The sequence below is a fragment of the Sinisalibacter lacisalsi genome, assembly GCF_014640115.1.
In the GTDB taxonomy this organism is placed as follows: Bacteria; Pseudomonadota; Alphaproteobacteria; order Rhodobacterales; family Rhodobacteraceae; genus Sinisalibacter; species Sinisalibacter lacisalsi.
Genome location: NZ_BMGI01000002.1, coordinates 539561 through 565043, shown reverse-complemented (window position 1 = coordinate 565043; position 25483 = coordinate 539561). Strand labels below are relative to the sequence as shown.

The following is a 25483-nucleotide window of genomic DNA, read 5'->3' as shown; positions in this document are numbered from 1 at the left end:
GCGCTCAGCCCGGATCGAACTGGCCGTAATCCCCGCCGAGAAACACCCGCGCCACCGGCCCGTCCTCGGTGGCGACGCGGGTGACGTGGCCGATGATCACGGTGTGATCGCCCGCGTCGATCCGGTCGCGGATGGTGCATTCGAAGCGCGCCGGGCAGCCCGAGATCAGCGGCACGCCGTGTTCCGACCGCTCCCAGTCGCAATGTTCGAAGGCCTCGGCGGTATTGGCGAAGGCCCAGGTGATCTGGTCCTGTCCGGTGCCCATCACGTGCAGGGCGAAGCGTTCGGCGCTGACGAAGGCATCATGGCGGCGCGATACCTTCGCCGGGCACCACAGCAAGAGCGGCGGGTCGAGCGAGACCGAGGTGAAGCTGTTGGCGGTGATCCCGATCGGCCCGCGTTCGGCCGCGGCGGTCACCACGGTGACGCCGGTGGCGAAGCGCCCGAACGCGCCGCGCAGGGCACGGGTGTTGTCCGGGCCGGGAATGAAGCTCTGTGCCATGAAGGCTCCTGACGGTGTTGCGCGGGATGGCGGCGCGAGTTCAGGCGCGTGCGGCCGGCTGATCGTCAACCTCGCCTTCACCCTCTGGCGCTACGGAGCAGAACATCTCGTAGATCACTTCGAGGATGCGTTTGGGGCGCTCGTCGGCAAGCGAGTAGTAGATCGCCTTGCCCTCGCGCCGTGGCGTGACCAGCCCTTCCATGCGCAGCCGGGCCAGCTGTTGTGACACCGCGGCCTGGCGGGCGTGCAGCAATTCCTCGAGCTCGGTGACCGATTTTTCGCCGGTGACGAGAGCGCAGAGGATCATCAGCCGCCCCTCGTGGCTGATCGCCTTGAGCAGAGCCGACGCATCGCAGGCCGAGGACATCATCTTGTCCATATCCTCTGCCGACATATCCTCGGTGATCACGTGGGCGTTCATCCGGGCAACCTTGTTCATGACTGCAATCCTTTATCCGACATAAGCGATTGTGGACGGGCAATCAATTCACTTGCGCGGTTTTGAATTCAAGCCGCCTGCCATTGCGCCGCGGCGAAAGGGGCGTCAAGCCGACCTCACAACAAATTCATATGTTTGAATAATGGCTTGCGACACGCGCCACCGCCTTGTTAGCGTGAGGTGCGAACAGAACATCTTGAGTGAGGCAAGAACCACATGATTGAAACGACGTTCACCCCGGTGAGCGCCGCCGCGGGCGGCGCGATGATCGGGATGGCCACCGTGATGCTGCTGGCCCTGCGCGGCAATGTTTTCGGGGCCACCGGCATTCTCGCGGGCTTTCTGAGCCCGTCCTCGTCTTCCGACTGGGCCTGGCGGGCCGCGATCCTCGCGGGTCTCGTCTCCGGCCCGGCCGCCTATTTCGCCTTCGCCGGCGAAATGCCTGCTGTCGAGGTGCCGGTGGCGCCGTGGATGGTGCTGGTCGGCGGTTTTCTGGTCGGACTCGGCGTGACCTTCGGCTCGGGCTGCACCTCGGGCCACGGCATCTGCGGCCTGGCCCGCGGCGCCCGCCGCTCGCTGGTGGCCACCACCACCTTCATGATCACCACCGGGCTCACCGTCTACGCGGTGCGCCATATCTGGGGAGGCATGTAATGCAAATTGTCGCCATCTACCTCGCCGGGCTGCTGTTCGGCCTCGGAATCTCCATCAGCGGCATGGCCAACCCGGCCAAGACGCTCAATTTCTTCGATGTCGCCGGGGGCTGGGATCCTTCGCTCGCGGTGGTGATGGTCACCGCGTTGCTGGTGGCGGCGGTCGGCTACCGGCTGGTCCTGCGCCGGTCCGCGCCGGTGTTCGCGCCACGCTTCCAACTGCCCACCTCGCGCGTGCTCGACGTGAAACTGGTGGGGGGTGCGGTGCTTTTCGGCATCGGCTGGGGGCTTTCGGGCTTCTGCCCCGGCGCGTCGCTGCCGGCGCTCGGCACCGGCCGGATGGAGGTTTTCGCCTTCACCGCGGCTCTGATCGCCGGGATGTTCGTGGCGCGCGGGCTGATGCGGCTGGGCGCATTGCGCGCCTCGGCGGCCACGGCATGACCGGAGGCGGGCCGGAATCAAACAAATTCAAAAAACCGCATGTGAACCCTTTACGTGGGCCGTGCCAATACCTAGATATCCTATCAACCGCACCGGCGGCGCCCGATCAGGGCAGGGCCGGGGCGAAGTGAAACCGGACCGGGGAAAGATCACCCGGACAACAGGAGCGCAACGATGAAAGACCTGTCAAACGACTACCCCGTCGACACCTCCGTGAAGCCCGAGGTCGAAGCCTTCTTCGATCCCGATACCAACACGATTTCCTACGTCGTCAAGGATCCGACGTCGAACGCCTGCGCGGTGATCGACTCGGTCATGGACATCGACTACGCCGCCGGCCGCATCTCCTACGGGAGCGCCGACAGGATGATCAAGTACATCGAGGACAACGGCCTCAAGCTCGAATGGCTGATCGAGACCCACGTCCACGCCGACCACCTCTCCGCCGCGCCCTACATCCAGCAGAAGCTGGGCGGCAAGATCGGAATCGGCGAGAACATCACCGTGGTGCAGGACACCTTCGGCAAGGTGTTCAACGAGGGCACCGAGTTCCAGCGTGACGGTTCGCAGTTCGACAAGCTGTTCCAGGAAGGCGACACCTACAAGATCGGCAACATGACCGCTTTCGCGATGCACACCCCGGGCCACACCCCGGCCTGCATGACCCACGTGGTCGGCGATGCCGGCTTCGTCGGTGACACGCTGTTCATGCCCGATGGCGGCTCGGCGCGGGCCGACTTCCCCGGCGGCGACGCGGGCGTGCTCTACGACTCGATCCAGAAGGTGCTGAGCCTGCCCGAGGAAACCCGGCTGTTCATGTGCCACGACTACGGCCCCAACGGCCGCGACATCCAGTGGGAGACCACGGTGGCGGAAGAGAAAGAGCACAACATCCACGTCGGCGGCGGCAAGACGAAAGAGGATTTCGTCAAGTTCCGCACCGAGCGCGATGCCCAGCTCGCCATGCCGCGCCTGATCATCCCGTCGCTGCAGGTCAACATGCGGGCCGGCGAGATGCCCCCGGCGGAAGAAGACGGCAAGGTCTTCCTCAAGGTTCCGGTCAACACCCTGTAATGGAGCAGGCCGATGCGCCGGGATTGGAAAGAGCTTGACCAGCAAGTCACGGTCGCGGGCCAGATCCGGCCCGAAGACGTCGCCCATCTTGCCGCCGCCGGGTTCCGGGTTGTGATCTGCAACCGGCCCGACGGCGAGGAAGCCGGGCAGCCGGACTGGAACGAGATCAACGAGGCCTGCAAGCACAACGGCATCGAGGCGCGTTACCTGCCTCAGGCCGACCGCAGCCCGACCGACTACGCGGTCAGCGGTTTTGCCAGGGCGATGCGCGAGACGCAAGGCAAGGTCTTCGCCTTCTGCCGCACCGGGGCCCGCAGCGAGGCGCTCTGGAACGCCGCTAAGGCGCGGATGGCAACCGCCGCCTGACCCGCCCCGTTCGGTGACACGACATTGGCCCTCCCGGTTTCCGGGGGGGCTTTTTCGTATCCGGCGGGGTCATGCGGCGGGGTCTGGCTCCGCGGTCAGCGCCTCCGGTGAGATGCCGCGTTTCTCGGCGCTGGCGCGCACCGCAGCCTGCAGCGCCGCGCTGCGCCGCAGCAGGCGCCGGAACCGTGCCTCGTCCAGCACCAGCAGGGTCGAGGGTGCGATCGCGCGCACCTGGGCGCGGCGCGGCTTCTGCATCAGGATCGCCATCTGGCCGAACATCTCGCCGCGCCCGAGCCGCCAGGTCTGCCCGGCGCTTTCGAGTTCGACCGCGCCCGAGGCGATGAAGAACACGCTGCGCGGCGTGCTGTCCTTGCGCACGATAACGTCGCCGACGTTGACATAGCGGGCTTTCAGAACCCGCCCGAGGCGTTTCGAGGCGGACTTGTCGAGGTCGGAGAACAGCGGAAACTGCCGCACCAGCTCGGTGCGCTGCAGGGCGATGTCGAGGCGCGGGCGGTCCTCCGCCGCGATCCGTCGCGCGGCGATGTCGCGCACCAGGGCGGCGTGCAGTTCGCCGCCGATCAGCCCGTCGCCGCGCATGGTCTCGTATTCGCGTTCCTCCAGCCGAAGCGCGGTGCGGCGGATGAAGCGCCGCTCGAGTTCCTCGGCATAGCCGGGGTATTGCAGCCGCAGCCCTTCGAGCGCGGTTTTCACTTCCTCGACCCGTCGCGCCAGCAGCTCCTGCAGCAGTTCGGCCACCCGGCGGCCATGGATGCGGCGGATGCGCCCGTCGATGAAGCCGCCGAGGTCGCGCAGGATCACCCGCTGCGCCAGCAGCCGCTCGAACCGGTCGGCCGTCATCCGGGCCAGCGGGTAGGAGATGCCGAGCCGGCTGTTGAGCCAGACGGCGGCGCGCAGCGCCGGGCCATAGGCCACGCCGCGACGGGCGGCGCGCCGGTAGCCGCTGCGCCCGCCCGACCGCGCACCCTCGATCAGCCGGTCGGCGTCGGACAGGATCTGCTCCGACATCCGCAGCGAGATCGTGCGCTCGCGCAGGCGCGCCAGGATGGTGTCGCGCTCCGCCCCCGCCAGCGCGATCAGGCCGAGGGTGATCCGGTCGCGATCGAGGATCTCGCGATTTTCCTCGGCCGTTTTCACCGCGCTGTCGAGCCGTTCGCCGAACTGCTTGGCCTCGGCGCGCACGATGTCATGGGTCAGCTCGTAATTGGCGGTGGTGCGGGCCACGTCTTCGCGCACCGTCTGGAGCGCGACGGCGACGACCTGGCGCGACAGCGCCTCGTCGATCGGCGAAAGCCGGTCGAGGCCGAGCCGGGCGATGAAGGCGCGCAGCGTTGTGCCCTGGACGATCAGGGTGAACAGGGTGAACCCGGTGGCGAGGATACCGACAACGCGCTTGATCTCGAGCGGCACCCGCAGGCTCTCGGTCACCGCCAGCGCCAGCGCCAGCGTGACCGCGCCGCGCAGCCCGCCCCAGAGGATCGCGTAGCGATAGGGCCGCTCCACCGCCGGCGAGAGCTTCAGCAGGGTCAGGAGCGGCATCAGCCCGAACAGCACCACCGCCCGCGCGGCGATGGCGGCGAGCACGACCACCGCGATCAGCACGAAATCCGAGAGCCGCACGCCTTCGAGCAGTCTCGGGATGAGCAGGGCGGCGAGAATGAAGATCAGCGCGCCGGCCCAGTGGGCGAGCAGATCCCAGATCTCGCGCAGGTTCGCCCAGGCCGCGGGCGGCACGCGGCCGGGGCCGATGAGGTTGAGCGTGCTGCCCGCCGTCACCACCGCGACCACGCCCGAGGCGCCCACGCTCTGTTCGGCGCCGATATAGGCGAGGTAGGGCAGGGCGACCGAGATCGAGATCTGCGCCAGCTCGTGCCGGGCGAGGCGCGCCATCAGCCAGACCGCGAGGCGTGCGGCGAGCCATCCGGTCAGCACGCCGCCGGCGATCAGCAGCGGAAAGCGGGTGAAGGCATCGCCCAGGGTCGGATCGGGTGTGCCGAGCATCACGAAGGCCATGAACAGCCCGAACAGCGCGATCGCGGCGGCGTCGTTGAGCAGGCTCTCGCCCTCGATGATCCGCGCCAGCCGCCGCGGCGCCGAGATCGACCGGAAGATGCCCACGACCGCCGAGGGATCGGTGGTCGACACGATCGCGCCGATCAGAAGGCAGGCGGCCAGCGGCAGCGCGCTCACCCATGACAGCGCGTAGCCGACGAACAGCGTGGCGACGACGACGGCGACCACCGCGAGCACCAGGATCGGCACCCAGTCGTCGAGCATCCGGCGCAGGTTGATCCCCAGCGTGGCCTGGAACAGCAGCGTCGGCAGGAACACGTAGAGGAAGACGTTGGAGCGGATCGGCAGGCCGAGGATCGCCTCGGCCACGGGGTTCAGCGCATCGGTCAACTCGGTGCGCAGGAAGAAGATCGCGCCGACCCCGATCAGCACCCCCAGCATCGCGAGGATCACGCTGTAGGGCAGCCGCAGTCGCGCCGCCAGCGGCTCGGCCACGCCGATCACCACGAACAGCGAGGCGATGACAGTGGTGATGAGAACGATGTCCATGTGGCCCAGATTGCGGGAAAACCGCCCGCGGGGGAATGGGCCACGCAGAAAAACCGCCGATCCGGCGGCGAGGGCCGCGCGTCTGGCACCGCAGGTGCGTTGTGGGCCATGAAGCGCTCGCGCATGTCGCGCAGAGACCTTCACAGCTGGAAGGCGCGGGGTTTTCGGCGCCTTTGGCGTGCCCCGCACAACCCGGCGGTGGATCGGCGGCGCCAACGGGGCGGGCCGGCGCTGCGGCGAGGGGTGGAAAACTCGGGGCGAGGGGTGCTAAACCGGCGCATTGACGCCGGCGCTGGCGGCCCCCGCCCGAACGCCGCCGGCATGGTCACAGTCGGGACACGCGGAACGGATGCAACAGTCGGACCTCTCTGAAACCCCCGCGCGGGCCGCCGCGCGCCTGTCGGTCGCGCCGATGATGGACTGGACCGACCGGCATTGCCGCTATTTCCACCGGGTGATGAGCCGCCATGCCCTGCTCTACACCGAGATGGTCACCGCGCCGGCGCTGGTGCGGGGGGGCGCGCTTCATCTGCTGGATTACAACGCCGAGGAGCACCCGGTCGCGGTTCAGCTTGGCGGCTCGGACCCGGGCGAGCTGGCGCAGGCCACCAGGCTCTGCGCCGCGCGCGGTTACGACGAGGTGAACCTCAACGTCGGCTGCCCCTCCGACCGGGTGCAATCGGGCACTTTCGGCGCGGTGCTGATGAAGAGCCCGGGGCTGGTGGCCGATTGCGTGCGGGCGATGCAGGACGCGGCCGGCGGCGTGGAGGTGACGGTGAAGTGCCGCATCGGGGTGGACGACCAGGAGCCCGGCGAGGTTCTGCCCGCCTTCCTCGACACGATGCAGGCGGCCGGGGTGCGGCGGATGACGATCCACGCCCGCAAGGCCTGGCTCAAGGGGCTCAGCCCGAAGGAAAACCGCGAGGTGCCGCCGCTCGACTACCCGCTGGTGCAGGCGATGAAGCGGGCGTTTCCCGACATGCACCTGTCGATCAACGGCGGGATCGCCACGCTCGACGAGGCCGAGGCGCAGCTTGCGGCGGGGATGGACGGGGTGATGATCGGGCGGGCGGCCTATCACCAACCGGCCGAAATCCTGCTCGGCGCCGATGCGCGGATCTTTGGCGACGACGCCGCGCCGATGACGCCGGAGGCGGTGGCGCGCGCGATGCTGCCCTATATCGAGGCGCATCTTGTGGCCGGCGGGCGGCTGCACGAGATCACCCGGCACATGCTGGGGCTGTTCGCCGGGCGCCCCGGGGCGCGGATCTGGCGGCGGGTGCTTTCGGAAGGGGCCCACCGCCCGGGCGCCGGGCCGGAATTGCTGGAGACGGCGCTGGCGCAATGCCTCGCGGCGCGGGCGGGTGCGCCGCCCGAGGGGCAGGCGAGGTCGGCGTGAGGCCCGGCCGGGCGCGCCCGGTGGCCGGCATCGCCGCCGGGCGGTGAGCGCTTTTCCTCCGCGCGAGGGCGGTGTAAGGCACGCCAACGCTACATCCACAGCCACAGCCACAGCCGCGAGTGCCCGCCGATGCCTTTGCCCGATACCATGCTGATATTGCAGATGCTCGCCATCCTGCTCGCGATCGGTGCCCTCGCCGGGGTGCTGGCGGGGTTGCTCGGGGTCGGCGGCGGGATCGTGCTGGTGCCCGCCTTCTACTTTGCCTTCGCAGGGCTCGGCTACGAGTCGGGCGCGCTGATGCAGGTCTGCCTCGCCACCTCGCTCGCCACCATCATCGTCACCTCGATCCGCTCGGTGCTCTCGCATCACCGCAAGGGCGCGGTGGACTGGCCGATCCTCAAGGCATGGGCGCCGGGGATCGTGATCGGCGCGGTGCTGGGGGTGCTGGTGGCCGCCAGCCTGCGCTCGGCGGAGTTGCAGTTGATCTTCGGCGGGCTGGCCTTCGCCATCGGCCTCTACATGCTGTTCGGCCGCGCCGACTGGCGGCTGGGGCACGAGATGCCGGGTGGGCTGCTGCGCAGCGTGCTGTCGCCGATCGTCGGCTTCCTGTCGGTGCTGATGGGGATCGGCGGCGGCTCCTTCGGGGTGCCGATCATGACCCTGCATGGCGTGGCGATTCACCGCGCGGTGGCGACGGCGGCGGGCTTCGGGCTGATCATCGCGCTGCCCTCGGTGATCGGCTTTCTCTTCGTCACCGTGCCCGACGCGCCGCCCTACACGCTGGGAGCGGTGAACCTGCCCGCCTTCCTCGTGGTGATCGCGATGACCATGCTGACCGCGCCCCTCGGGGTGCGGCTGGCCCACGCGCTCGACCCCAAGCCGCTCAAGCGCGTCTTCGGCGTGTTCCTCACGCTGGTGGCCCTCAACATGCTGCGCAAGGCGCTCGGCGCGATCTGAACGGCCGCGCCGCCGCCGCTAGCTGGCCGTGGTCTGACGGGTTTCAAACACCAGCCCGCATCGTTTCGCGTCCGAAGCGGCTTCCAGCGCTTCGAGTTCGCCGCGCAGACGCGCCAGTTCGGCCGCGGTGCTGCCATCGCCCTTGATCAGGAAGGCGGCGGGCCAGAACAGGATGACGGCCGCGGCGGTGGCGGCGGCGTCGTTGGAAGCATTCCGGTGCTGCACCCCGGCCACCTCGCCGGCCCGCGCCGCGACCCGGCGCGCCTCGTCCTCGATCTGCTTGCAGCTGTAGCCCTGGTAGGCCAGCGGCGAGACGTAAGTGGCCTGGACCTCATCGGCGCGCTGGGCGCAGGACACAAGGAAGGTGGCGGCCAGCGTGGCCGCGATGATGCTGGATTTCATGATTTCCCCCGTTCGTTACCCGTTGCGGCGGCTCCTCGGCCGCCGATTCCCCACCGCGCCATGCTGCCCCCGGTGTTGACCCCGGTCAATTGCTGGATCAGCCTGCCGGCAGGGGCGCGACCACCGGGCGCATTCCAATGCATCGCCGCACGGCCCATCTGGGACCGACAGGACAGGAGACGACAGATGGCCGCACAACCCCCCGCCTTTCAGGCGCAAAAAAACATTCCCCGCTGGCGCAAGACCCCGCCGGCGATCTTTCCGCCGATCCTCGGGCTCTTCGGCCTTGCCATGGCCTGGGGCCGGGCACCCGACGCCTTCGGGATCAGCGGCGCGGTGGGGCAGGTGCTGATGGGGGCGGTGACGCTGCTGTTTCTCTACGCGCTGGGCAATTATCTCGCCAAGATCGCGGCCCGCCCCGGGGTGGTGCTGGAAGACCTCAAGGTGCTGCCCGGCCGCGCCGGGCTGGCGGCGATGACGATGGCGCTGATGCTGCTGGCGGTGGCGGTGCTGCCGAGGTCGGAAGCGCTGGCGCGGGCGGTGCTGGCGCTGGGCTTCGCGGGGCACGTGATTGTCATGGGGCTGATCGTGTGGGCGCTGCTGACCGGGCCGGCCGAGGCGCGCACGGTGACGCCGGTGTTTCATCTCACCTTCGTCGGCTTCATCGTCAGCCCCTTCGCCGCGCTGCCGCTGGGGTGGACCGGGTTGGCCACGGCGGTGTTCTGGGCCACGCTGGCGGCGGCGGTACTGATCTGGATCGCCTCAGCGGTGCAGTTCGCGCGGCGCGAAGTGCCCGCGCCGCTGCGCCCGCTGCTCGCCATCCATACCGCGCCCTCGAGCCTTCTGGCCACCGTGGCGCTGCTGCTCGGCCATGGCGCGCTCGGCTTCGGGCTGGCGATCTGGTCGATGGTCCTGGTGGCCGCGCTGGTGCTGCGCGCGCGCTGGATGATCGCCGCCGGGTTCTCGCCGCTCTGGGGGGCGATCACCTTTCCGCTCGCCGCCTTCGCCTCGCTGATGATGGTGCTCGGCGCGGCCGGCTATGGCGAAGGGTTTCGCCTGCTCGGCGCGCTGGCGCTGGTGGCCGCGTCGGGGTTCATCCCTTACGTGGTGGTGAAGGTGGGCCAGATGTGGCTCAAGGGCGCGCTCGGGCCGAAGACAAACGCGGCGGTGGCCTGAGCGGTTTCGCGGCGCTTGTGCGCCGCGACCCATGCGAGGGGCGCTGCCTGGACGATCGCGCCATGCGCGATCGGTAACCCGGCAGGCGCTTCCCCGCAGCGGGAAGCGCCGAGAGGGCCTCGCGCTCCCCGAGGTATTTTTTAGACCCAAGAAGATGGGGGTCAGGTTGCCGGTGCGAGGTTGGCTTGCATCTTCTTGGGCAGGCTCGCGCGGATCGTCTCGTAGCTCACCCGCAGGCGGTGCTCCAGTTCGGCCTCGCCTTCGGCGAAGGGCACCATGACCCAGGATTTGTGGAAATAGGGCGCCTTCGTCGCCACGCCGGCGGCGCGCAGCATCTCGGCGGTTTCCACGTCGGGGCATTTGACCGAAACGCCTGCGGCATCCGCGCCGATGGCCGCGAAGATCTTGCCGCCGAGCTTCCAGACATCGGTGCCGGGGCCGAAGGGCTCGGACCACGCGGCGCCGGGCAGGCCGGCACAGAACTCCATGACGAAAGCGCGTGACATGGGCCGAGGCTAGCAGGCTTGCCGGGCCGCGAACAGGCTGCTATCACCATTTCCATGAAGACCAACGGCACCATCATCTGCATCTGCATTACCGGCTGACATACGTCAGGCGGGCCGTTCTTCTGTTTCCTCTTTTGGTCGAAGTTGCTAAGCCCGCCGCGGGACGCGCGCGCGAGGACGACTATGGTTGAGATCAAGCTCTACAACACCGCCACCCGCTCGAAACAGGTTTTCGAGCCGATCGACCGGGGTAACGTGCGGATGTATGTCTGCGGTCCCACCGTCTATGACCGCGCGCACCTGGGCAACGCCCGCCCGGTGGTGGTGTTCGACGTGCTCTACCGGCTGCTGCGCCACGTCTACGGGCCGGATCACGTGACCTACGTGCGCAATTTCACCGATGTGGACGACAAGATCATCGCCCGGGCGGAGGAAAGCGGCGTGCCGATCGACGAGATCACCGCGACGACGACGCAGTGGTATCTCGACGACATGCGCAGCCTTGGCGCGCTCGACCCCGACGAGATGCCGCGCGCCACCGAGCATATCGGTGACATGATCGCGATGATCGAAGACCTCGTCGCGCGCGGGCATGCCTACGAGGCCGAGGGCCACGTGCTTTTCGCCGTCGAAAGCTACGCCGATTACGGCAAGCTCTCGGGCCGCTCGGTGGACGACATGATCGCCGGCGCGCGGGTGGAGGTGGCGCCCTACAAGCGTAACCCGATGGACTTCGTGCTGTGGAAACCCGCCGCCGAGGGCGAGCCGGGGTGGGACAGCCCCTGGGGCCGCGGCCGGCCCGGCTGGCACATCGAGTGCTCGGCGATGAGCCACGAGATCCTGGGCGAGACCTTCGACATCCATGGCGGCGGCAACGACCTGCAGTTCCCCCACCACGAAAACGAGATCGCACAGAGCAAGTGCGCCCACCCCGGCAGCGGCTTCGCCCGCTACTGGCTGCACAACGAGATGCTGCAGGTGGAGGGCAAGAAGATGTCGAAGAGCCTGGGCAACTTCTTCACGGTGCATGATCTCTTGGAGCAGGGCGTGCCGGGGGAGGTGATCCGGTTCGTGTTTCTGGGCACGCATTACCGCAAGCCGATGGATTGGACCAAGGAAAAGGCTGAGCAGGCCGAGCGGACCTTGCGAAAATGGTGGTCCTTGGTGAAAGACGTTGAGCCGGGGGAGGTCCAAGAGATCGAGCTACAGCCACTGTACGATGATTTGAACACCTACGATTGCATCCAAAGATTGCGTGCAATGGCGCGCGCCTTGGAGATGGGCAAGGACACGCCTGAGCACTCTGTCTCGGCGGCCAACTTCTTGGCAACGGCGAGGGTCTTGGGGTTGTTGGAGCAGGGCATGGGTGAATGGACCGAAGGCCCAGACTTGCAGCCGTTGGTCAACAAGCTGAACGAGGCTCGGACCAACGCGTTGCAAACCAAGGACTTCACCGCCGTCGATGCCCTGAAAACCGCTCTCACCGAGGCGGGTGTCGAAGTGCGGATGTCGAAAGAGGGCGTCGAACTCGTGCCCGGCGCGGGGTTCGATCCCGCCAAGCTGGAGGGGCTGTGATGCGGGCACTGAATAACAGAGGTTTGCGCGCGACCCGAGGGGGGGCGCTTGCGCCCGCCCTGGGGGCGGGGCGGGCGCAAACCGGATCGCGGGCGATCCGGTGGGGTCACGATACAAAAGATCATCTCAGGAAAGGCCGGTCCGATGACTGAACGCCTCACCATCTATGACACCACGCTTCGCGACGGGCAGCAGACCCAGGGTGTGCAGTTCTCGGTGGCCGAGAAGATCGCCATCGCCGAGGCGCTCGACACCCTTGGCGTCGACTACATCGAGGGCGGCTGGCCGGGTGCCAACCCGACCGACAGCGATTTCTTCGACCAGCGGCCGGAGACGCGCGCCACCTTCACCGCTTTCGGCATGACCAAGCGGGCCGGGCGCTCGGCGGCGAACGACGACGTTCTGGCGCAGGTGATGAACGCCAAAACCCCCGCCGTCTGCCTCGTCGGCAAGTCGCATGACTTCCACGTCACCACCGCGCTCGGGATCACGCTGGAGGAAAACCTCGAGAACATCCGCGCCTCGGTGGCCCACATGGTCGCCTCGGGGCGCGAGGCGCTGTTCGATGCCGAGCATTTCTTCGACGGCTACAAGGCCAACGCGCCCTATGCGCTCGAATGCGTGCTCGCGGCCCACGAGGCCGGCGCGCGCTGGGTGGTTCTGTGCGACACCAACGGCGGCACGCTGCCGGACGAGATCCACGACATCACCCGCGCCGTGATCGAGGCCGGTATCCCGGGCGACAACATCGGCATCCATTGCCACGATGATACCGGCAACGCGGTGGCCGGCAGCCTCGCCGCGATCGACGCGGGCGCCCGGCAGGTGCAGGGCACGCTGAACGGGCTCGGCGAACGCTGCGGCAACGCCAACCTCGTGAGCCTGATCCCGACGCTGCTGCTGAAGGAGTCCTATCGCTCGGCTTTCGAGACCGGGATCACCGAAGCCGCGCTGACCACGCTCACCCGGGTCTCGCGCCAGGTCGACGATATCCTCAACCGTGTGCCCCTGCGCTCGGCACCTTACGTCGGCGCCTCGGCCTTCACCCACAAGGCCGGGCTGCACGCCAGCGCGATCCTGAAAGACCCGACCACCTACGAGCACATCCCGCCCGGCCTCGTCGGCAACGCGCGGATCGTGCCGATGTCGAACCAGGCGGGGCAATCGAACCTGCGCCGCCGGCTGGCCGAGGCCGGGATCGAGATCGAGAAGGGCGACGCGCGGCTTGGCGAGATCCTCGACGAGATCAAGCGGCGCGAGGACGAGGGCTATGCCTATGACGGCGCGCAGGCGAGTTTCGAGATCCTCGCGCGGCGGATGCTGGGGCAGATGCCCGCGTTCTTCGAGGTCAAGCGCTACAAGGTCACCGTCGAGCGGCGCAAGAACCGCTATGACCGGATGGTGAGCCTCTCGGAGGCGGTCGTGGTGGTGAAGATCGGCGACGACAAGAAGCTGTCGGTGTCTGAAAGCATGGACGAGACCGGCGCGGATCGCGGCCCGGTCAACGCGCTGGCCAAGGCGCTGGGCAAGGATCTGGGCCCCTACCAGCCGCAGATCGACGACATGCGACTGGTCGACTTCAAGGTGCGCATCACCCAGGGCGGCACCGAGGCCGTCACCCGCGTGATCATCGACAGCGAAGACGGGCAGGGGCGGCGCTGGTCGACGGTGGGGGTGAGCCCCAACATAGTCGATGCCAGTTTCGAGGCGCTGCTCGACGCGATCAACTGGAAGCTCCTGCGCGACGGCGCGATGCCGGAACGCAAGCCGGGCGTGGCGGCGCAATGAGCGACCCGTTCTTCACCCTTCATGCCGAGATGCCGCGCGAGGGCCCGGGCGACCGCGAAAGCCTCGACTGGGCGATGGGCGTGGCCAACCTGCCGCGCGATGCGGCGATCCTCGACGCGGGCTGCGGCCCGGGGGCCGATATCGAGGGGCTTCTGGCGCATGCGCCCCGGGGCCACGTGACGGCGGTGGACCTGCACCCGGGCTTCATCGCCCAGGTCAAGGCGCGCTGGGGCGATGATCCGCGCGTCACCGCCGAGGTGGCCGACATGCGCGCGCCGGAGGGGCCGTTCGACCTGGTCTGGTCGGCGGGCGCGCTCTATTTTCTCGGGATCACGCAAGCGCTGGAGCATTTCCGCACCCGGCTCGCGCCCGGCGGGGTGGTGGCTTTCTCCGAGCTGGTCTGGCTCTCCGAGGTGCGGCCCAGGGCGGCGGTGGCGGCGCTCTCGCAGGAATACCTGCCGATGGGCAACATTGCCACGCTGGAAGCCCGGATCGCGGCGGCCGATTACGATCTGTGCGGGCTGCGAGTCCTCACCGATGCGGCCTGGGAGGCCTATTACACCCCGCTCGACGCCCGTATCGCCCGGCTTCGGCCCGGTGCCGACGCGGCGCTCGCCGAGGTCCTCGACGCCGCCGAGGCGGAAGCGGCGTTGTGGCGCGCGCACCGCGACGCCTTCGGCTACGCCCTCGCGGTGGTGCGGCCGCGATGACCCTGGAAGCCTGCGCAGAGCTGGTTTCGCGCGGCGACCCCGACCGGTTCCTCGCCGCCATGGCCGCCCCGCCCGAGGCGCGGGAACGACTGTTTCCGCTCTACGCCTTCAACCTCGAGGTCGCCCGCGCGCCCTGGGTCTCGGCCGAGCCGATGATCGGCCAGATGCGGCTGCAGTTCTGGCGCGACGTGCTGGCCGAGATCGGCGCCGGGGCCGCGCCCCGCGCGCACGAGGTGGTGCGCCCGCTGGCGGAGGTGGTGCGCCGGGACGGGTTGCCGCTTGCGCCGCTCGACGAGATGGCGCGGGCGCGCTGGGCCGACCTCGAACGCGCGCCCTTCGCCGACGCGGGTGCGCTCGGCGACTACCTCGCGGCGACGGCGGGCAGCCTGATGTGGGCCAGCGTGGCGGCGCTCGGCGGCGAGGAAGGCCTCGAAGCCCCGGCGCGGGCGGTGGGCCGCGCCTCGGGGCTGGCGGGCTGGCTGCTGGCGGTGCCGGAGCTGGAGGCGCGGGGCTGGCCGGCGCGGCCCGAGGGGCTGGCGGACCTGATCGGGACGGCGCGTGAAGACCTCGCCCGTGCGCGTGCCGCCCGCTTCGGCCCGGCGTTGCCCGCGATCCGCGCCGCCTGGCGGGCGCCGGCGGTGCTCGCCCGTGCCGCGCACGCGCCGGAGGCGATCGCGGCGGGCGGGCTGGAAGGCTCGGATTTCGCCCGGCGCGGTTCGCTCCTGGTCAAAACCCTCACCGGGCGCTGGTAGGGGCGACGCCGCCGAACGCGGCTGCCCCGCCGGGGGGGCGTCAGTCCTCGCCCCGGTCGCGCGCGAGCCAGACCGAGTGGCCCTTGCAGGCGGGATCTTCCGGCACGAAGGCGATCACCTCGAAGCCCTGCGCGGCGAGCAGGGCGCGGTAGTCGTCGGGCGCGAGCGAGGCGTGGTAGACCGGCGCACCCGCGACGCGGCCCACCGCCTCGCCCGGCTCCGGCCCGGTGGTGAACAGCAGAACGCTGCGCGGCCGGGCATGAATCCGGAAGGTCTCGAACATCGCGCGCTGGTCGTCGACGGCGAGGTGAAAGAAGCTGTTCCACGCGACGATCACGTCGAAGCTCTCGCCGAGGTCGAGCCCGCGCATGTCGGCGTGGATCGGGCGGGCGCGGGGCAGGTTGCGGGCGAAGAGCGTCAGCATCGCCGCGGCCGCGTCGACCCCGGTTAGCGTGCAGCGCCTGTCTTCGAGATAGGCCGCGATCGGCAGACCGGCGCCGCAGCCAAGATCGAGCACCCGGCGGCCGGGGGCATGGGAAAGCGCCCGGTCGAGCCAGCGGCGCTCGTAGAGCGTGCGGTCGCGGGCGCGGGCAAAGCCCTCGGCGACGCGGTCATAGGTGGCGATCACGTCCGCGGGCGCGGCGGAAGGGGCGGGTGAGTCTCTCATGCCTCCCGCGTAGGCGCGGCGCGCGCGGGCGTCCAGTCACCTCCGCGTGGGCGGGGGCGACCGGCATCAAGCCGCCCGTGCTTGGCCACATCCCGCCGAGTTCGGCCAAAGGTGTTTTGACCCGTCGCGCCCGCTCGCGTATAGAGCACGCTGTTTCATTCCTCGGAGGACTGGCGTGGTCCGATTCATACTAGGCATTCTGGGCTCGATCTTTTCCTGGTTGACGCTTGCCGCGGTCATGGGCGCGCTCACGCTGGGCGCCATCTTCTGGATGTACAGCCGCGACCTGCCGAGCCACGAACAGCTTGCCAATTACCAGCCGCCGACGATCAGCCGGGTCTATTCCGGGCAGGGCCGGCTGATGGACGAGTTCGCCAAGGAGCGCCGGCTGTTCACCCCGGCCGAGCAGATCCCCGATCTGGTCAAACATGCCTTCGTCTCGGCCGAGGACAAGAATTTCTACATCCACGGCGGCTACGACATGCGCGGCATGGCGGCGGCGGCGCTCGAAGCGCTGCAGGGCGGGCGGTTGCGCGGCGCCTCGACGATCACCCAGCAGGTGATGAAGAACTTCCTGCTGTCGTCCGACCGTTCCGCCGAACGCAAGATCAAGGAGTTGATCCTCGCCACCCGGCTCGAGGGCACCCTCGACAAGGAACAGATTCTCGGCCTCTACCTCAACGAGATCTTCCTTGGCCAGAATTCCTACGGCGTGACCGCGGCGGCGCAGACCTACTACAACAAGACGCTCGACCAGCTTGCGCCCGAGGAGGCGGCCTATCTCGCGGCGCTCGCCCAGCGGCCCGGCACGCTGCACCCGGTGCGCGACCAGGAAGACGCCGTGGCGCGGCGCGATTACGTGCTGCGCGAGATGCGCGAGAACGGCTACATCGACAACGCCACCTACGAGGCGGCGGTGGCCAGGCCGCTGCGCACGGTGCAGGGCGGCGACATCCCGTCATTCCGCTCTTTCATGCCTGACCGCGACTATTTCACCGACGAGATCCGCCGCCAGCTCAGCCGCGATTTCGGCGAGGACGAGTTCTTCGGCGGCGGCCTCACGATCCGCGCGACGGTGGACCCCGAGCTTCAGGTGGTCGCGGCGCAGGCCTTGCAGAAATCGCTCGAGGATTTCGACCGCGCCCGCGGCGTCTGGCGCGGCACCGAGGAAAAGATCGACCCGGCGCGCATCGACGATGGCAGCTGGGAAGCGGCGCTGGCCGAGGTTTCGGTCACCCGCGACGTGATGCTCGACGGCAAGTGGTTCGTCGCCGTGGTCGACCAGGTCGGCGACCAGCGCATGACATTGCGCATCGAGGGTCAGCCCGAGCCGAGCCCCTGGGAAGTGCCGCGCGATGACATCTCGTGGATGCGCGGATCGTTTGTCGACAATTTCGAGCGCGGCGACGTGGTGCATGTGCGCCGCGTGACCTCCGGCGATGACGGTGCGGGCGATTTCATCCGCTGGAGCCTGCGCCAGGTGCCGGAAGTGCAGGGCGGGTTCATGGCGATGGACGTCAACACCGGCCGGGTTCTGGCGATGCAGGGCGGCTTTTCCTACCAGCATTCGGTGTTCAACCGCGCCACCCAGGCCACCCGCCAGCCGGGCTCCAGCTTCAAACCCTTCGTCTACGCCGCGGCGCTCGATTCGGGCTTCTCGCCCGCGTCGATCGTGATCGACGCGCCGATCGAGGTGGAGGTCGGCGGCGAGGTCTGGCGGCCGAAGAACGCTTCGAACAAGTTCTACGGCCCGACGCCGCTGCGCACCGGGATCGAGCAATCGCGTAACCTGATGACGGTGCGCCTTGCCCAGGAAGTGGGGATGGAGACGGTGGCCGCCTATGCCGAACGCTTCGGCGTCTACGACCGGCTCGACCCGTTTCTCGCCAATGCGCTGGGATCGTCCGAGACCACGCTGTTTCGCATGGTTGCGGCCTACGCGATGTTCGCCAACGGCGGCGAGCGGGTCGAGCCGACGCTGGTCGACCGGGTGCAGGACCGCTGGGGGCGCACCATCTACCGGCACGACAGCCGCCATTGCGATGAATGCAGCGTGCCCGACCTGCCCGAGGGCGAGAGCCCGAAGATCACCAGCAACCGCGAGCGCGTGATGGACGCGATCACCGCCTACCAGCTCACCTCGATGATGCAGGGCGTGGTGCAGCGCGGCACCGCCTCGGGCGCGGTGCGCCTGCCGGTGCCCACGGCAGGCAAGACCGGCACCACCAACGATACCAAGGATGTCTGGTTCGTCGGCTTCACCTCCAACGTGGTGGCGGGCTGCTACATCGGTTACGACCGTCCGCGCACGCTTCCCGGCGCCTCCGGCGGCGGCACCTGCGCGCCGGTGTTCCAGCGTTTCATGACCGAGGCGGTGGAAAAATACGGCGGAGGCCGGTTCAAGCTGCCGCCCGGCGGGCAGTTCATCAAGATCGACCGCTTCTCCGGCGCCCGCCTGCCGAACGACGCCACCGGCGACTACGTGGTGGCCGAGTATTTCCGGGACGGTGAGGAGCCGGTGTTCGGCGTGATGTTCGACGGCGGCTTCGCGATGGGGTCGAACCTGCCGCTGTTCCTGCCCGGGGAAATGGAAACCGGCACCGAGGTGACCACCTCGACCGGCACCGTGGTGATCGTGCCCGAGCGCGCCGATACCGGTTCGGTGGCGGCGGGGGGCCTCTACTAACGCCCCGCGAAGGCGCGGGTTTCAACGTCCGCGTGTGCGCGCAATCTGCGCGAGGCGGCATTTTGCCATTGTCATCGCCCACTACCTGCCCCTATGTAGGATGAGGCGGTTTCGGGCGATGGCCCGACCCGCCCGAAAGTTTCGCTGGTCCGCAAGCCTTTGGCGCGTATTGCCCGGGCGCGTGACCAGACCGAGAGGCGGCCCACCGGGCCGGACCGGCCGAATGGCCAGACATTTGCCCGCCAATCCCGAGGGTGCGGCGTGGCCCTGAACAGGCTCGGCGGCGGATCTGCCGCATGAGTCGGAGAAGAAACGCGATGAGGCGCGCAGGACAGGATCAGACAGAAGCAGGGGGCCGTTCACGGTCGCTGTCGCGTCTGCCGTTGCCCGCGCCGATGATCGCCCAGACAAGTCACCCCCGTTTCGCCGCACCCCCGACAGGGCGTGCGGTCTGCCGGGGTGCATCGAGAAAACATGCCCAAGAAAATGCTCATCGACGCCACGCACGCGGAGGAAACCCGCGTCGTCGTGGTGGACGGCAACAAGGTTGAGGAATTCGACTTTGAATCCGAAAACAAGCGCCAGCTCGCCGGCAACATCTACCTAGCGAAAGTCACCCGCGTGGAGCCCTCGCTCCAGGCGGCCTTCGTCGATTACGGCGGCAACCGCCACGGCTTCCTGGCGTTCTCCGAAATCCACCCGGATTACTACCAGATCCCCGTCGCCGACCGTGAAGCGCTGCTCGCCGAAGAGCAGGCCTTCGCCGAGGCGATGGAAGCCGAGGAAGACGAGCGAGAGACCAGGAAGGAAAAATCCCGGTCCTCGCGGTCGCGCTCACGTTCGCGCTCGCGGTCGAAATCCAAGGCCGAAGACACCCGTGCCGACGACGCCGTGGTCACCGCCGAGGCGTCATCCGACCTGCCCGAAAGCATGGAGGTGATCGACCTCGACGGTGACGACGAGGGCGCCGAGTCGCCGATGGAGCGGGTCGAGGAAACCCCGGTCGAGGAGCCGGAAGCCGACGAGTCGGCGCAGCGGCAATCGGACGACGACGCCAATGGCGACGACGAGGGCGACGACGCGCACGACGATGACGGCGACGAGCGGAGCATCGAATCGGTCGCCGAAGAAGACGTGACGGAGGAAATCCGCACCGCGCGCAAGCCGCGCCCGAAGAAATACAAGATCCAGGAAGTCATCAAGGTCCGCCAGATCCTGCTGGTGCAGGTCGTCAAGGAAGAGCGCGGCAACAAGGGCGCGGCGCTCACCACCTATCTCAGCCTCGCCGGCCGCTACTGCGTGCTGATGCCCAACACCGCGCGTGGCGGCGGTATCAGCCGCAAGATCACCAACGCCGTCGACCGCAAGAAGCTCAAGGAAATCGCGAACGAGATCGAGGTGCCGAAAGGCGCGGGGCTGATCATCCGCACCGCCGGTGCCAAGCGCACCAAGGCCGAGATCAAGCGCGATTACGAGTATCTCCAGCGGCTGTGGGAAGAGATCCGCACGCTCACCCTCAAGAGCATCGCACCGGCGAAGATCTACGAGGAAGGCAACCTCATCAAGCGCTCGATCCGCGATCTCTATTCCAAGGAAATCGACGAGGTTCTGGTGGAGGGCGACGCGGGCTACCGCGTGGCCAAGGATTTCATGAAGATGATCATGCCGTCCCACGCCAAGAACGTGAAGCACTACGCCGAGGGGCTGCCGCTGTTCGCGCGCTACCAGGTGGAGAGCTACCTCAGCTCGATGTTCAATCCCACGGTCCAACTCAAGTCGGGCGGTTACATCGTGATCGGTGTGACCGAGGCGCTGGTGGCGATCGACGTGAACTCCGGCCGCGCCACCAAGGAAGGCTCGATCGAGGAAACCGCGCTCAAGACCAACCTCGAAGCCGCCGAGGAAGTCGCCCGCCAGCTGCGCTTGCGCGACCTCGCCGGGCTGATCGTGATCGACTTCATCGACATGGACGAGCGCAAGAACAACGCCGCCGTCGAGAAGCGGATGAAGGACAAGCTGAAGACCGACCGCGCCCGCATCCAGGTGGGCCGGATCTCGGGCTTCGGGCTGATGGAGATGAGCCGCCAGCGGCTGCGCCCCGGCATGATCGAGGCCACCACCCAGCCTTGCCCGCATTGCCACGGCACCGGGCTGATCCGCTCGGATGACAACCTCGCGCTCACGATCCTGCGCCAGCTTGAGGAGGAGGGCACCCGCCGCCGCTCGCGCGAAGTGCTGCTCAAGGCGCCGGTGGCGATCGTGAACTACCTGATGAACCACAAGCGCGAGCACATCGCCCAGATCGAGCTGCGCTACGGCATGGGTATCCGCGTCGAGGCCGACCCGTTCCTGATCTCGCCCGATTTCTCGATCGAGAAGTTCAAGACCGCCACCCGCGCGGTGCCGGAGACGCCGGTGGTGTCGGCCGGGGCGATGTTGATGGACGAGATCGACGAGGCGGAGACCGAGGCTGAGGCCGAGGCCGAGACCGAGGTGAAGGAATCCGTCGACGCCCCTTCCCAGGGCGATGAACAGCCCAAGAAGAAGCGCCGCCGCCGTCGTCGTCGCCCGTCGCGCTCGAAATCGTCGCAGAACGGCGAGGAGGGGTCCGAAACCGGCAACGGCGATCAGGATGCAGAGACCGGGGCGGAGACGGTGAAGGCCGCCGCCGAAACCGCCGCGCCCGAGGCCGAGGCCGCTGCGGGCCCCGCCGAAGCTGCGGCCCCGGAGGCCGACGCCGCTGCGAAACCCGCGCCCAAGCGCAGTTCGCGGTCGCGCTCGAAATCGCCGAAAACTGACGCGGAGGTGGCCCCGGTGACGGAGGCCGAGGCGGCTCCGGCGGAAGCTGCGGCCGAGGCCGGCGAAGAGGCCGAAGCGCCGAAGAAGATCACGCGGTCGCGGTCGAAGACCACCACCTCGTCGCGCTCGAAATCCTCTGCCGGCAAGACCACCGCCGCCAAGCCGCGCAGCACCAGCGCCAGCAGGGCGAAGGCGGCGGCGAAGCCTGCCGAGGCCGAGGCGGATGCCCCCGCGGCCGAGTCCGCGCCGGCGACCAGCCCGGAACCGGCCGAGGCCAAGACGCCCGAACCGGCCGAGGCCAAGGCCCCGGAGCCGGCCAAGGCCGAACCCGAGGACAAGGACGAGGCCAAGCCGGACGCGCCGAAAAAGCGCGGCTGGTGGGCGCTCGGGCGCTGATCCTATCCCGGCCGGGCCCCGCGCCCGGCCGGCCGCTCCCCGGGATGTGACCAGATGGCACGTGACGGGCGCACACCGGCAGGCTAGAGAGGCGTCATGTTCGGAATTGACCTCATCGACGCCAGCCTTCTCCCGGCCATGACCATCGCGCTGATCGCGGGGATCCTGAGCTTTCTCAGCCCCTGCGTCCTGCCGATCGTGCCGCCCTATATCGCCTACATGTCGGGTATCTCGGTGGGCGAGCTGTCGGCGGGCAAGAAAGCCTCGCGCAAGGCCATGCTCACGGCGCTGTTCTTCGTGCTGGGGCTGTCGACGGTGTTTCTGTTCCTCGGCTTCGCGGCCTCTGCCTTCGGCGCGGTGTTCTTGCAGAACCAGAGCCTGTTCAGCACCATCGCGGGGATCATCGTGATGGTGTTCGGGGCGCATTTTCTCGGCATCTTCACGATTCCCTTCCTCAACCGCGAGGCCCGGCTCGATGCCGGCGACCAGGGCGGATCGGCCTTCGGTGCCTACCTGCTCGGCCTCGCCTTCGCCTTCGGCTGGACGCCCTGCATCGGCCCGCAGCTCGGCGCGATCCTCTCGCTCGCCGCCTCCGAGGCCAGCGTGGCGCGCGGCACCTTCCTGCTGGCGATCTACGCCGCCGGGCTCGGCGTGCCCTTCCTGCTGGTCGCCGCCTTCTTCCCGCGGATGCAGGGGCTGATGACCTGGATGAAGCGGCACATGGACCGGATCGAGCGGATCATGGGGCTTCTGCTCTGGACCATCGGTCTGCTCATGCTGACCGGCGGCTTCTCGGCCTTCTCGTGGTGGCTGCTCGAAACCTTCCCGGCGCTTTCGGCGCTGGGGTGAGGGTTCGCCCCGGGGCGACAGATTGTGGGCCAGCCCGCCAAACCCCCCGCGATATTTGCGCAAAGATGAAAGCGGCGGGGGTCTTATCATTGCCCGATTGCAGGTGTAGCCTGTGATGAAACAAGCAAAAGCCGGGCCATGAGCAGCGCCATTCCACAGGAGATAACGCGTCGCCGGGTGTTCTACATCCCCGGCTACGACCCGATTCACCCACGCCGTTACCGCGAGCTCTACCGCAAGGAATCGGCGGCGCAGGCGGCGATCTCGGGCTACGAGGTGGCGCTGATCGGCCGGCAGGGCGGCGACAGTTACGGCTGGCAGGTGCGCGCGGTGATCGACGGGGCGGAGACCGAGGCCGAGTTCGACGTGCTGGTCTGGTCCGACATCGTGCGCGCCTCGATGGATCTGAACATCGCGCAGACCTACGCCCTGATGGCCCGCACCGCCTGGACCTATATCGCCTCCGGCGCGCTCTGGCGGCTGATGCGGCTGCGCAAGGGGCCGGTGATCGCGGCGCTCTACCCGGTGGGAATGCTGATCCTGCAGGCGCTGGCAGCGCTGGCGCTGGCCTGGGTGGTGGCGGCGGGTGCCGCGATGGGGATCGGGCGGCTCCTGCCCGGCCCGGGCTGGCCCGGCTGGGTGGCGGGGGGCGTTCTCGGTGCGCTCGCGGGCGTCGCCCTGCTGCGCTGGTTCCGCAAGATCGACAACCGGCTCTACGTCTACTACCTGATGCACGATTACGCCTATTCGGCCGCCACCAGGGGCGCCAACCCGCCCGAACTTGAGGCCCGCATGGCCAGCTTCGCCGACCAGATCGCCGAGGCGCTGGAAACCGACGTGGACGAGGTGCTGGTGGTCGGCCATTCCTCCGGCGCGCATCTCGGCGTGTCGATCCTCGCCGACCTGATCCGCGCGGGTCGCGTGCCGCAAACCGGGCCGAAGCTCGGCTTTCTCACGCTCGGGCAGGTGGTGCCGATGGTGTCGTTCCTGCCCGATGCGGCGCGACTGAGGCGCGACCTGCACGATCTGAGCCGCGCCGAGGAGATCGCCTGGGTCGACGTCACCGCGCCGGGCGACGGCTGCGCCTTCGCGCTGTGCGACCCGGTGAGCGTGTCGGGCGTGGCGCCGGAGGGCAAGCGCTGGCCGCTGGTGATCTCGGCCGCCTTCACCCAGACGCTCAGCCCGGCGCGCTGGCGGGCGCTGCGCTGGCGCTTCTTCCGGCTGCATTTCCAGTATCTCTGCGCCTTCGACCGGCCGAAGGATTACGACTATTTCCAGATCACCGCCGGGCCGCTCAGCCTCGCCAGCCGTTACGCGGGCCGCCCGCCGTCGAAAAGCCGCATTGACGCGGGCATTTCGAAATACACCAGTATGGCGCCATGACGCTGCCCCCCAAACCTCCCGCCCGGCCCGGCAAGGTTTCGCTCTGGCGCTACATGCGGCTGTTTCGCGCCGATATCCTCTCGGCCCAGCCGGCGCATCTCTACCGGGCGTGGATGGCCGAGTTCCGCACGCCGTTCTTTCGCTCCTACATGTGCAACGACCCCGCGCTGGTGGACCTGGTGCTCAAGCAGCGGCCCGACGATTTCCCCAAGTCCGACCGGGTTCGCGAGGGGCTGGCGCCGCTTCTGGGCAATTCGGTCTTCGTTACCAACGGCGAGACATGGAAGCGCCAGCGCCGGATCATCGACCCGGCCTTCGAGGGCGGGCGGCTGCGCGACACCTTCCCGGCGATGTGGGATGCCGGGATCGCGGCGGTGGAGCGGCTCAAGGCGCGCGCCGATGGCCAGCCGCTGGAGATCGAGGCCGAGACCAGCGAGGCGGCGGCGGACGTGATCTTCCGCACCCTGTTCTCGATCCCGATCGAGCACGAGGTGGCGCGGGCGGTATTCGCCGAGTTCAAGGCCCACCAGCGCGCCCAGCCGGTGCTCAACCTCGGCGCGGTGCTGCCGCTGCCGCGCTGGTTTCCGCGCTTTCATCGCCGCGAGACGAAACGCACGGCGCGCCGGATCCGGGCGCTGATCACCGAGCTGACCGCCCGCCGGATGGCAGAGATCGAGGCGGGCCGCGCGCCCGACGACCTCGCCACCAAGATCATGACGACGCGCGACCCGGTGACGGGGCAAGCCTTCGACACCGCCGAGATGGTGGACCAGGTGGCGATCTTCTTCCTCGCGGGGCATGAAACCTCGGCCTCGGCGCTGGCCTGGGCGCTCTACCTGCTCGCGCTCCACCCCGACTGGCAGGAGCAGGTGGCCGAGGAGGCGGCGCGCGAGATCGACCCCGACCGGATCTATTTCTCCTCGCTGAAGCGCCTCAAGGTCACCCGCGACGTGTTTCGCGAAACCCTCAGGCTCTACCCGCCGGTGCCGATGATGGTGCGCGAGGCGGCGGGGTGCGAGCATTTCCGGGGGCGTGACGTGAAGCCGGGCAGCCAGGTGGTGCTGAGCCCCTGGCACCAGCAGCGCCATGAGCGAATCTGGAACAACCCCGACGCCTTCGACCCGGCCCGCTTCGCCACCGAGAACGGCAAGCTGGGGCTGCGCACGGCCTACATGCCGTTCTCGGCCGGCCCGCGCGTCTGCACCGGCTCGGGCTTCGCCATGGCCGAGGGGCCGCTCCTGCTCGCGCTCCTGGTGCGGGCGTTCCGCTTCGAGACGGTGGAAGGACGCCCGGCAATGCCGGTGGCGCATCTCACCGTGCGGGGGAAAGACGGCATCTGGCTGCGGCTGATCCCGCGCAGCCCGGCCTGATCGCAAGGCC

General features: G+C 68.6%; 22 protein-coding genes. 16 read left to right on the top strand and 6 right to left on the bottom strand.

Annotation, left to right across the window (positions count from 1 at the left end; genetic code table 11):
• Positions 1-4: 4 nt before the first annotated feature.
• Positions 5-502: a flavin reductase family protein gene (locus IEW01_RS08595; RefSeq protein ID WP_188527195.1), complete on the bottom strand. Its 498-nt coding sequence runs from the start codon at positions 500-502 to the stop codon at positions 5-7.
• A 40-nt stretch (positions 503-542) separates the two neighbouring features.
• Entirely contained in the window at positions 543-941 is a 399-nt protein-coding gene (locus IEW01_RS08590) for an ArsR/SmtB family transcription factor (RefSeq protein WP_229738155.1), read from the bottom strand.
• A 216-nt stretch (positions 942-1157) separates the two neighbouring features.
• Here IEW01_RS08590 and IEW01_RS08585 point away from each other — a divergent pair, with 216 nt between their 5' ends.
• The 4 genes from IEW01_RS08585 to IEW01_RS08570 all read left to right on the top strand — a co-directional run bounded on the left by IEW01_RS08585 (position 1158) and on the right by IEW01_RS08570 (position 3475).
• The gene (locus tag IEW01_RS08585; RefSeq protein WP_188527194.1) at positions 1158-1595 is read left to right on the top strand and encodes a YeeE/YedE family protein; all 438 of its coding nucleotides are present in this window, start codon (positions 1158-1160) and stop codon (positions 1593-1595) included.
• A complete protein-coding gene (locus IEW01_RS08580; protein ID WP_188527193.1) occupies positions 1595-2035 on the top strand; it encodes a DUF6691 family protein in 441 nt (146 codons plus the stop codon). Before IEW01_RS08585 ends, IEW01_RS08580 begins: the two co-directional genes overlap by 1 nt.
• A 174-nt stretch (positions 2036-2209) precedes the next feature.
• Positions 2210-3109 (top strand): MBL fold metallo-hydrolase, encoded by a 900-nt coding sequence (locus IEW01_RS08575; protein WP_188527192.1) that lies wholly within the window; start codon positions 2210-2212, stop codon positions 3107-3109.
• 12 nt (positions 3110-3121) lie between these two features.
• Positions 3122-3475: a protein tyrosine phosphatase family protein gene (locus tag IEW01_RS08570; protein ID WP_188527191.1), complete on the top strand. Its 354-nt coding sequence runs from the start codon at positions 3122-3124 to the stop codon at positions 3473-3475.
• 69 nt (positions 3476-3544) lie between these two features.
• Here the strand turns inward: IEW01_RS08570 and IEW01_RS08565 are convergent, their stop codons facing one another.
• Positions 3545-6058 (bottom strand): cation:proton antiporter, encoded by a 2514-nt coding sequence (locus tag IEW01_RS08565; protein WP_188527190.1) that lies wholly within the window; start codon positions 6056-6058, stop codon positions 3545-3547.
• A gap of 349 nt (positions 6059-6407) precedes the next feature.
• On the opposite strand from IEW01_RS08565, the gene dusA reads away from it, so the two are divergent.
• Both dusA and IEW01_RS08555 read left to right on the top strand, forming a co-directional pair.
• The gene (dusA, locus tag IEW01_RS08560) at positions 6408-7457 is read left to right on the top strand and encodes a tRNA dihydrouridine(20/20a) synthase DusA (RefSeq protein ID WP_188527189.1); all 1050 of its coding nucleotides are present in this window, start codon (positions 6408-6410) and stop codon (positions 7455-7457) included.
• A gap of 147 nt (positions 7458-7604) precedes the next feature.
• A complete protein-coding gene (locus IEW01_RS08555) occupies positions 7605-8414 on the top strand; it encodes a sulfite exporter TauE/SafE family protein (protein WP_229738153.1) in 810 nt (269 codons plus the stop codon).
• Between the two features lie 18 nt (positions 8415-8432).
• Here the strand turns inward: IEW01_RS08555 and IEW01_RS08550 are convergent, their stop codons facing one another.
• Positions 8433-8816, bottom strand: a complete 384-nt coding sequence (locus IEW01_RS08550; RefSeq protein WP_188527188.1) for a hypothetical protein — start codon at positions 8814-8816, stop codon at positions 8433-8435.
• A 186-nt stretch (positions 8817-9002) separates the two neighbouring features.
• On the opposite strand from IEW01_RS08550, the gene IEW01_RS08545 reads away from it, so the two are divergent.
• Positions 9003-9992: a TDT family transporter gene (locus tag IEW01_RS08545; RefSeq protein ID WP_188527187.1), complete on the top strand. Its 990-nt coding sequence runs from the start codon at positions 9003-9005 to the stop codon at positions 9990-9992.
• 161 nt (positions 9993-10153) lie between these two features.
• On the opposite strand, the gene IEW01_RS08540 is transcribed toward IEW01_RS08545, so the two are convergent.
• Positions 10154-10498: an MmcQ/YjbR family DNA-binding protein gene (locus IEW01_RS08540; protein WP_188527186.1), complete on the bottom strand. Its 345-nt coding sequence runs from the start codon at positions 10496-10498 to the stop codon at positions 10154-10156.
• 183 nt (positions 10499-10681) lie between these two features.
• Here IEW01_RS08540 and cysS point away from each other — a divergent pair, with 183 nt between their 5' ends.
• From cysS to IEW01_RS08520, 4 genes are all read left to right on the top strand, one after another.
• Entirely contained in the window at positions 10682-12073 is a 1392-nt protein-coding gene (cysS, locus tag IEW01_RS08535) for a cysteine--tRNA ligase (RefSeq protein WP_188527185.1), read from the top strand.
• A 144-nt stretch (positions 12074-12217) separates the two neighbouring features.
• On the top strand, positions 12218-13861 hold the full coding sequence (gene cimA, locus IEW01_RS08530) for a citramalate synthase (RefSeq protein WP_188527184.1): 1644 nt from the start codon (positions 12218-12220) through the stop codon (positions 13859-13861).
• Positions 13858-14571 (top strand): class I SAM-dependent methyltransferase, encoded by a 714-nt coding sequence (locus IEW01_RS08525; RefSeq protein ID WP_188527183.1) that lies wholly within the window; start codon positions 13858-13860, stop codon positions 14569-14571. Before cimA ends, IEW01_RS08525 begins: the two co-directional genes overlap by 4 nt.
• Positions 14568-15323, top strand: coding sequence for a phytoene/squalene synthase family protein (locus tag IEW01_RS08520; RefSeq protein WP_188527182.1), 756 nt, complete (start codon positions 14568-14570; stop codon positions 15321-15323). Before IEW01_RS08525 ends, IEW01_RS08520 begins: the two co-directional genes overlap by 4 nt.
• A 40-nt stretch (positions 15324-15363) precedes the next feature.
• On the opposite strand, the gene IEW01_RS08515 is transcribed toward IEW01_RS08520, so the two are convergent.
• Positions 15364-15990, bottom strand: a complete 627-nt coding sequence (locus IEW01_RS08515; protein WP_188527181.1) for a class I SAM-dependent methyltransferase — start codon at positions 15988-15990, stop codon at positions 15364-15366.
• A 175-nt stretch (positions 15991-16165) separates the two neighbouring features.
• On the opposite strand from IEW01_RS08515, the gene IEW01_RS08510 reads away from it, so the two are divergent.
• The 5 genes from IEW01_RS08510 (at position 16166) to IEW01_RS08490 (ending at position 25473) form a co-directional block, all read left to right on the top strand.
• The gene (locus tag IEW01_RS08510) at positions 16166-18676 is read left to right on the top strand and encodes a penicillin-binding protein 1A (RefSeq protein ID WP_188527180.1); all 2511 of its coding nucleotides are present in this window, start codon (positions 16166-16168) and stop codon (positions 18674-18676) included.
• Positions 18677-19150: 474 nt separating this feature from the next.
• Positions 19151-21871, top strand: a complete 2721-nt coding sequence (locus tag IEW01_RS08505; protein ID WP_188527179.1) for an Rne/Rng family ribonuclease — start codon at positions 19151-19153, stop codon at positions 21869-21871.
• A gap of 96 nt (positions 21872-21967) precedes the next feature.
• The gene (locus tag IEW01_RS08500) at positions 21968-22720 is read left to right on the top strand and encodes a cytochrome c biogenesis CcdA family protein (protein WP_188527178.1); all 753 of its coding nucleotides are present in this window, start codon (positions 21968-21970) and stop codon (positions 22718-22720) included.
• A 138-nt stretch (positions 22721-22858) separates the two neighbouring features.
• Positions 22859-24103: a hypothetical protein gene (locus tag IEW01_RS08495; RefSeq protein WP_188527177.1), complete on the top strand. Its 1245-nt coding sequence runs from the start codon at positions 22859-22861 to the stop codon at positions 24101-24103.
• Positions 24100-25473 carry a cytochrome P450 gene (locus tag IEW01_RS08490; protein WP_188527176.1) on the top strand — a complete coding sequence of 458 codons (1374 nt, stop codon included), beginning with the start codon at positions 24100-24102 and terminating at the stop codon, positions 25471-25473. The genes IEW01_RS08495 and IEW01_RS08490 overlap by 4 nt, the downstream gene beginning before the upstream one ends.
• The last annotated feature ends 10 nt before the right edge of the window (positions 25474-25483 follow it).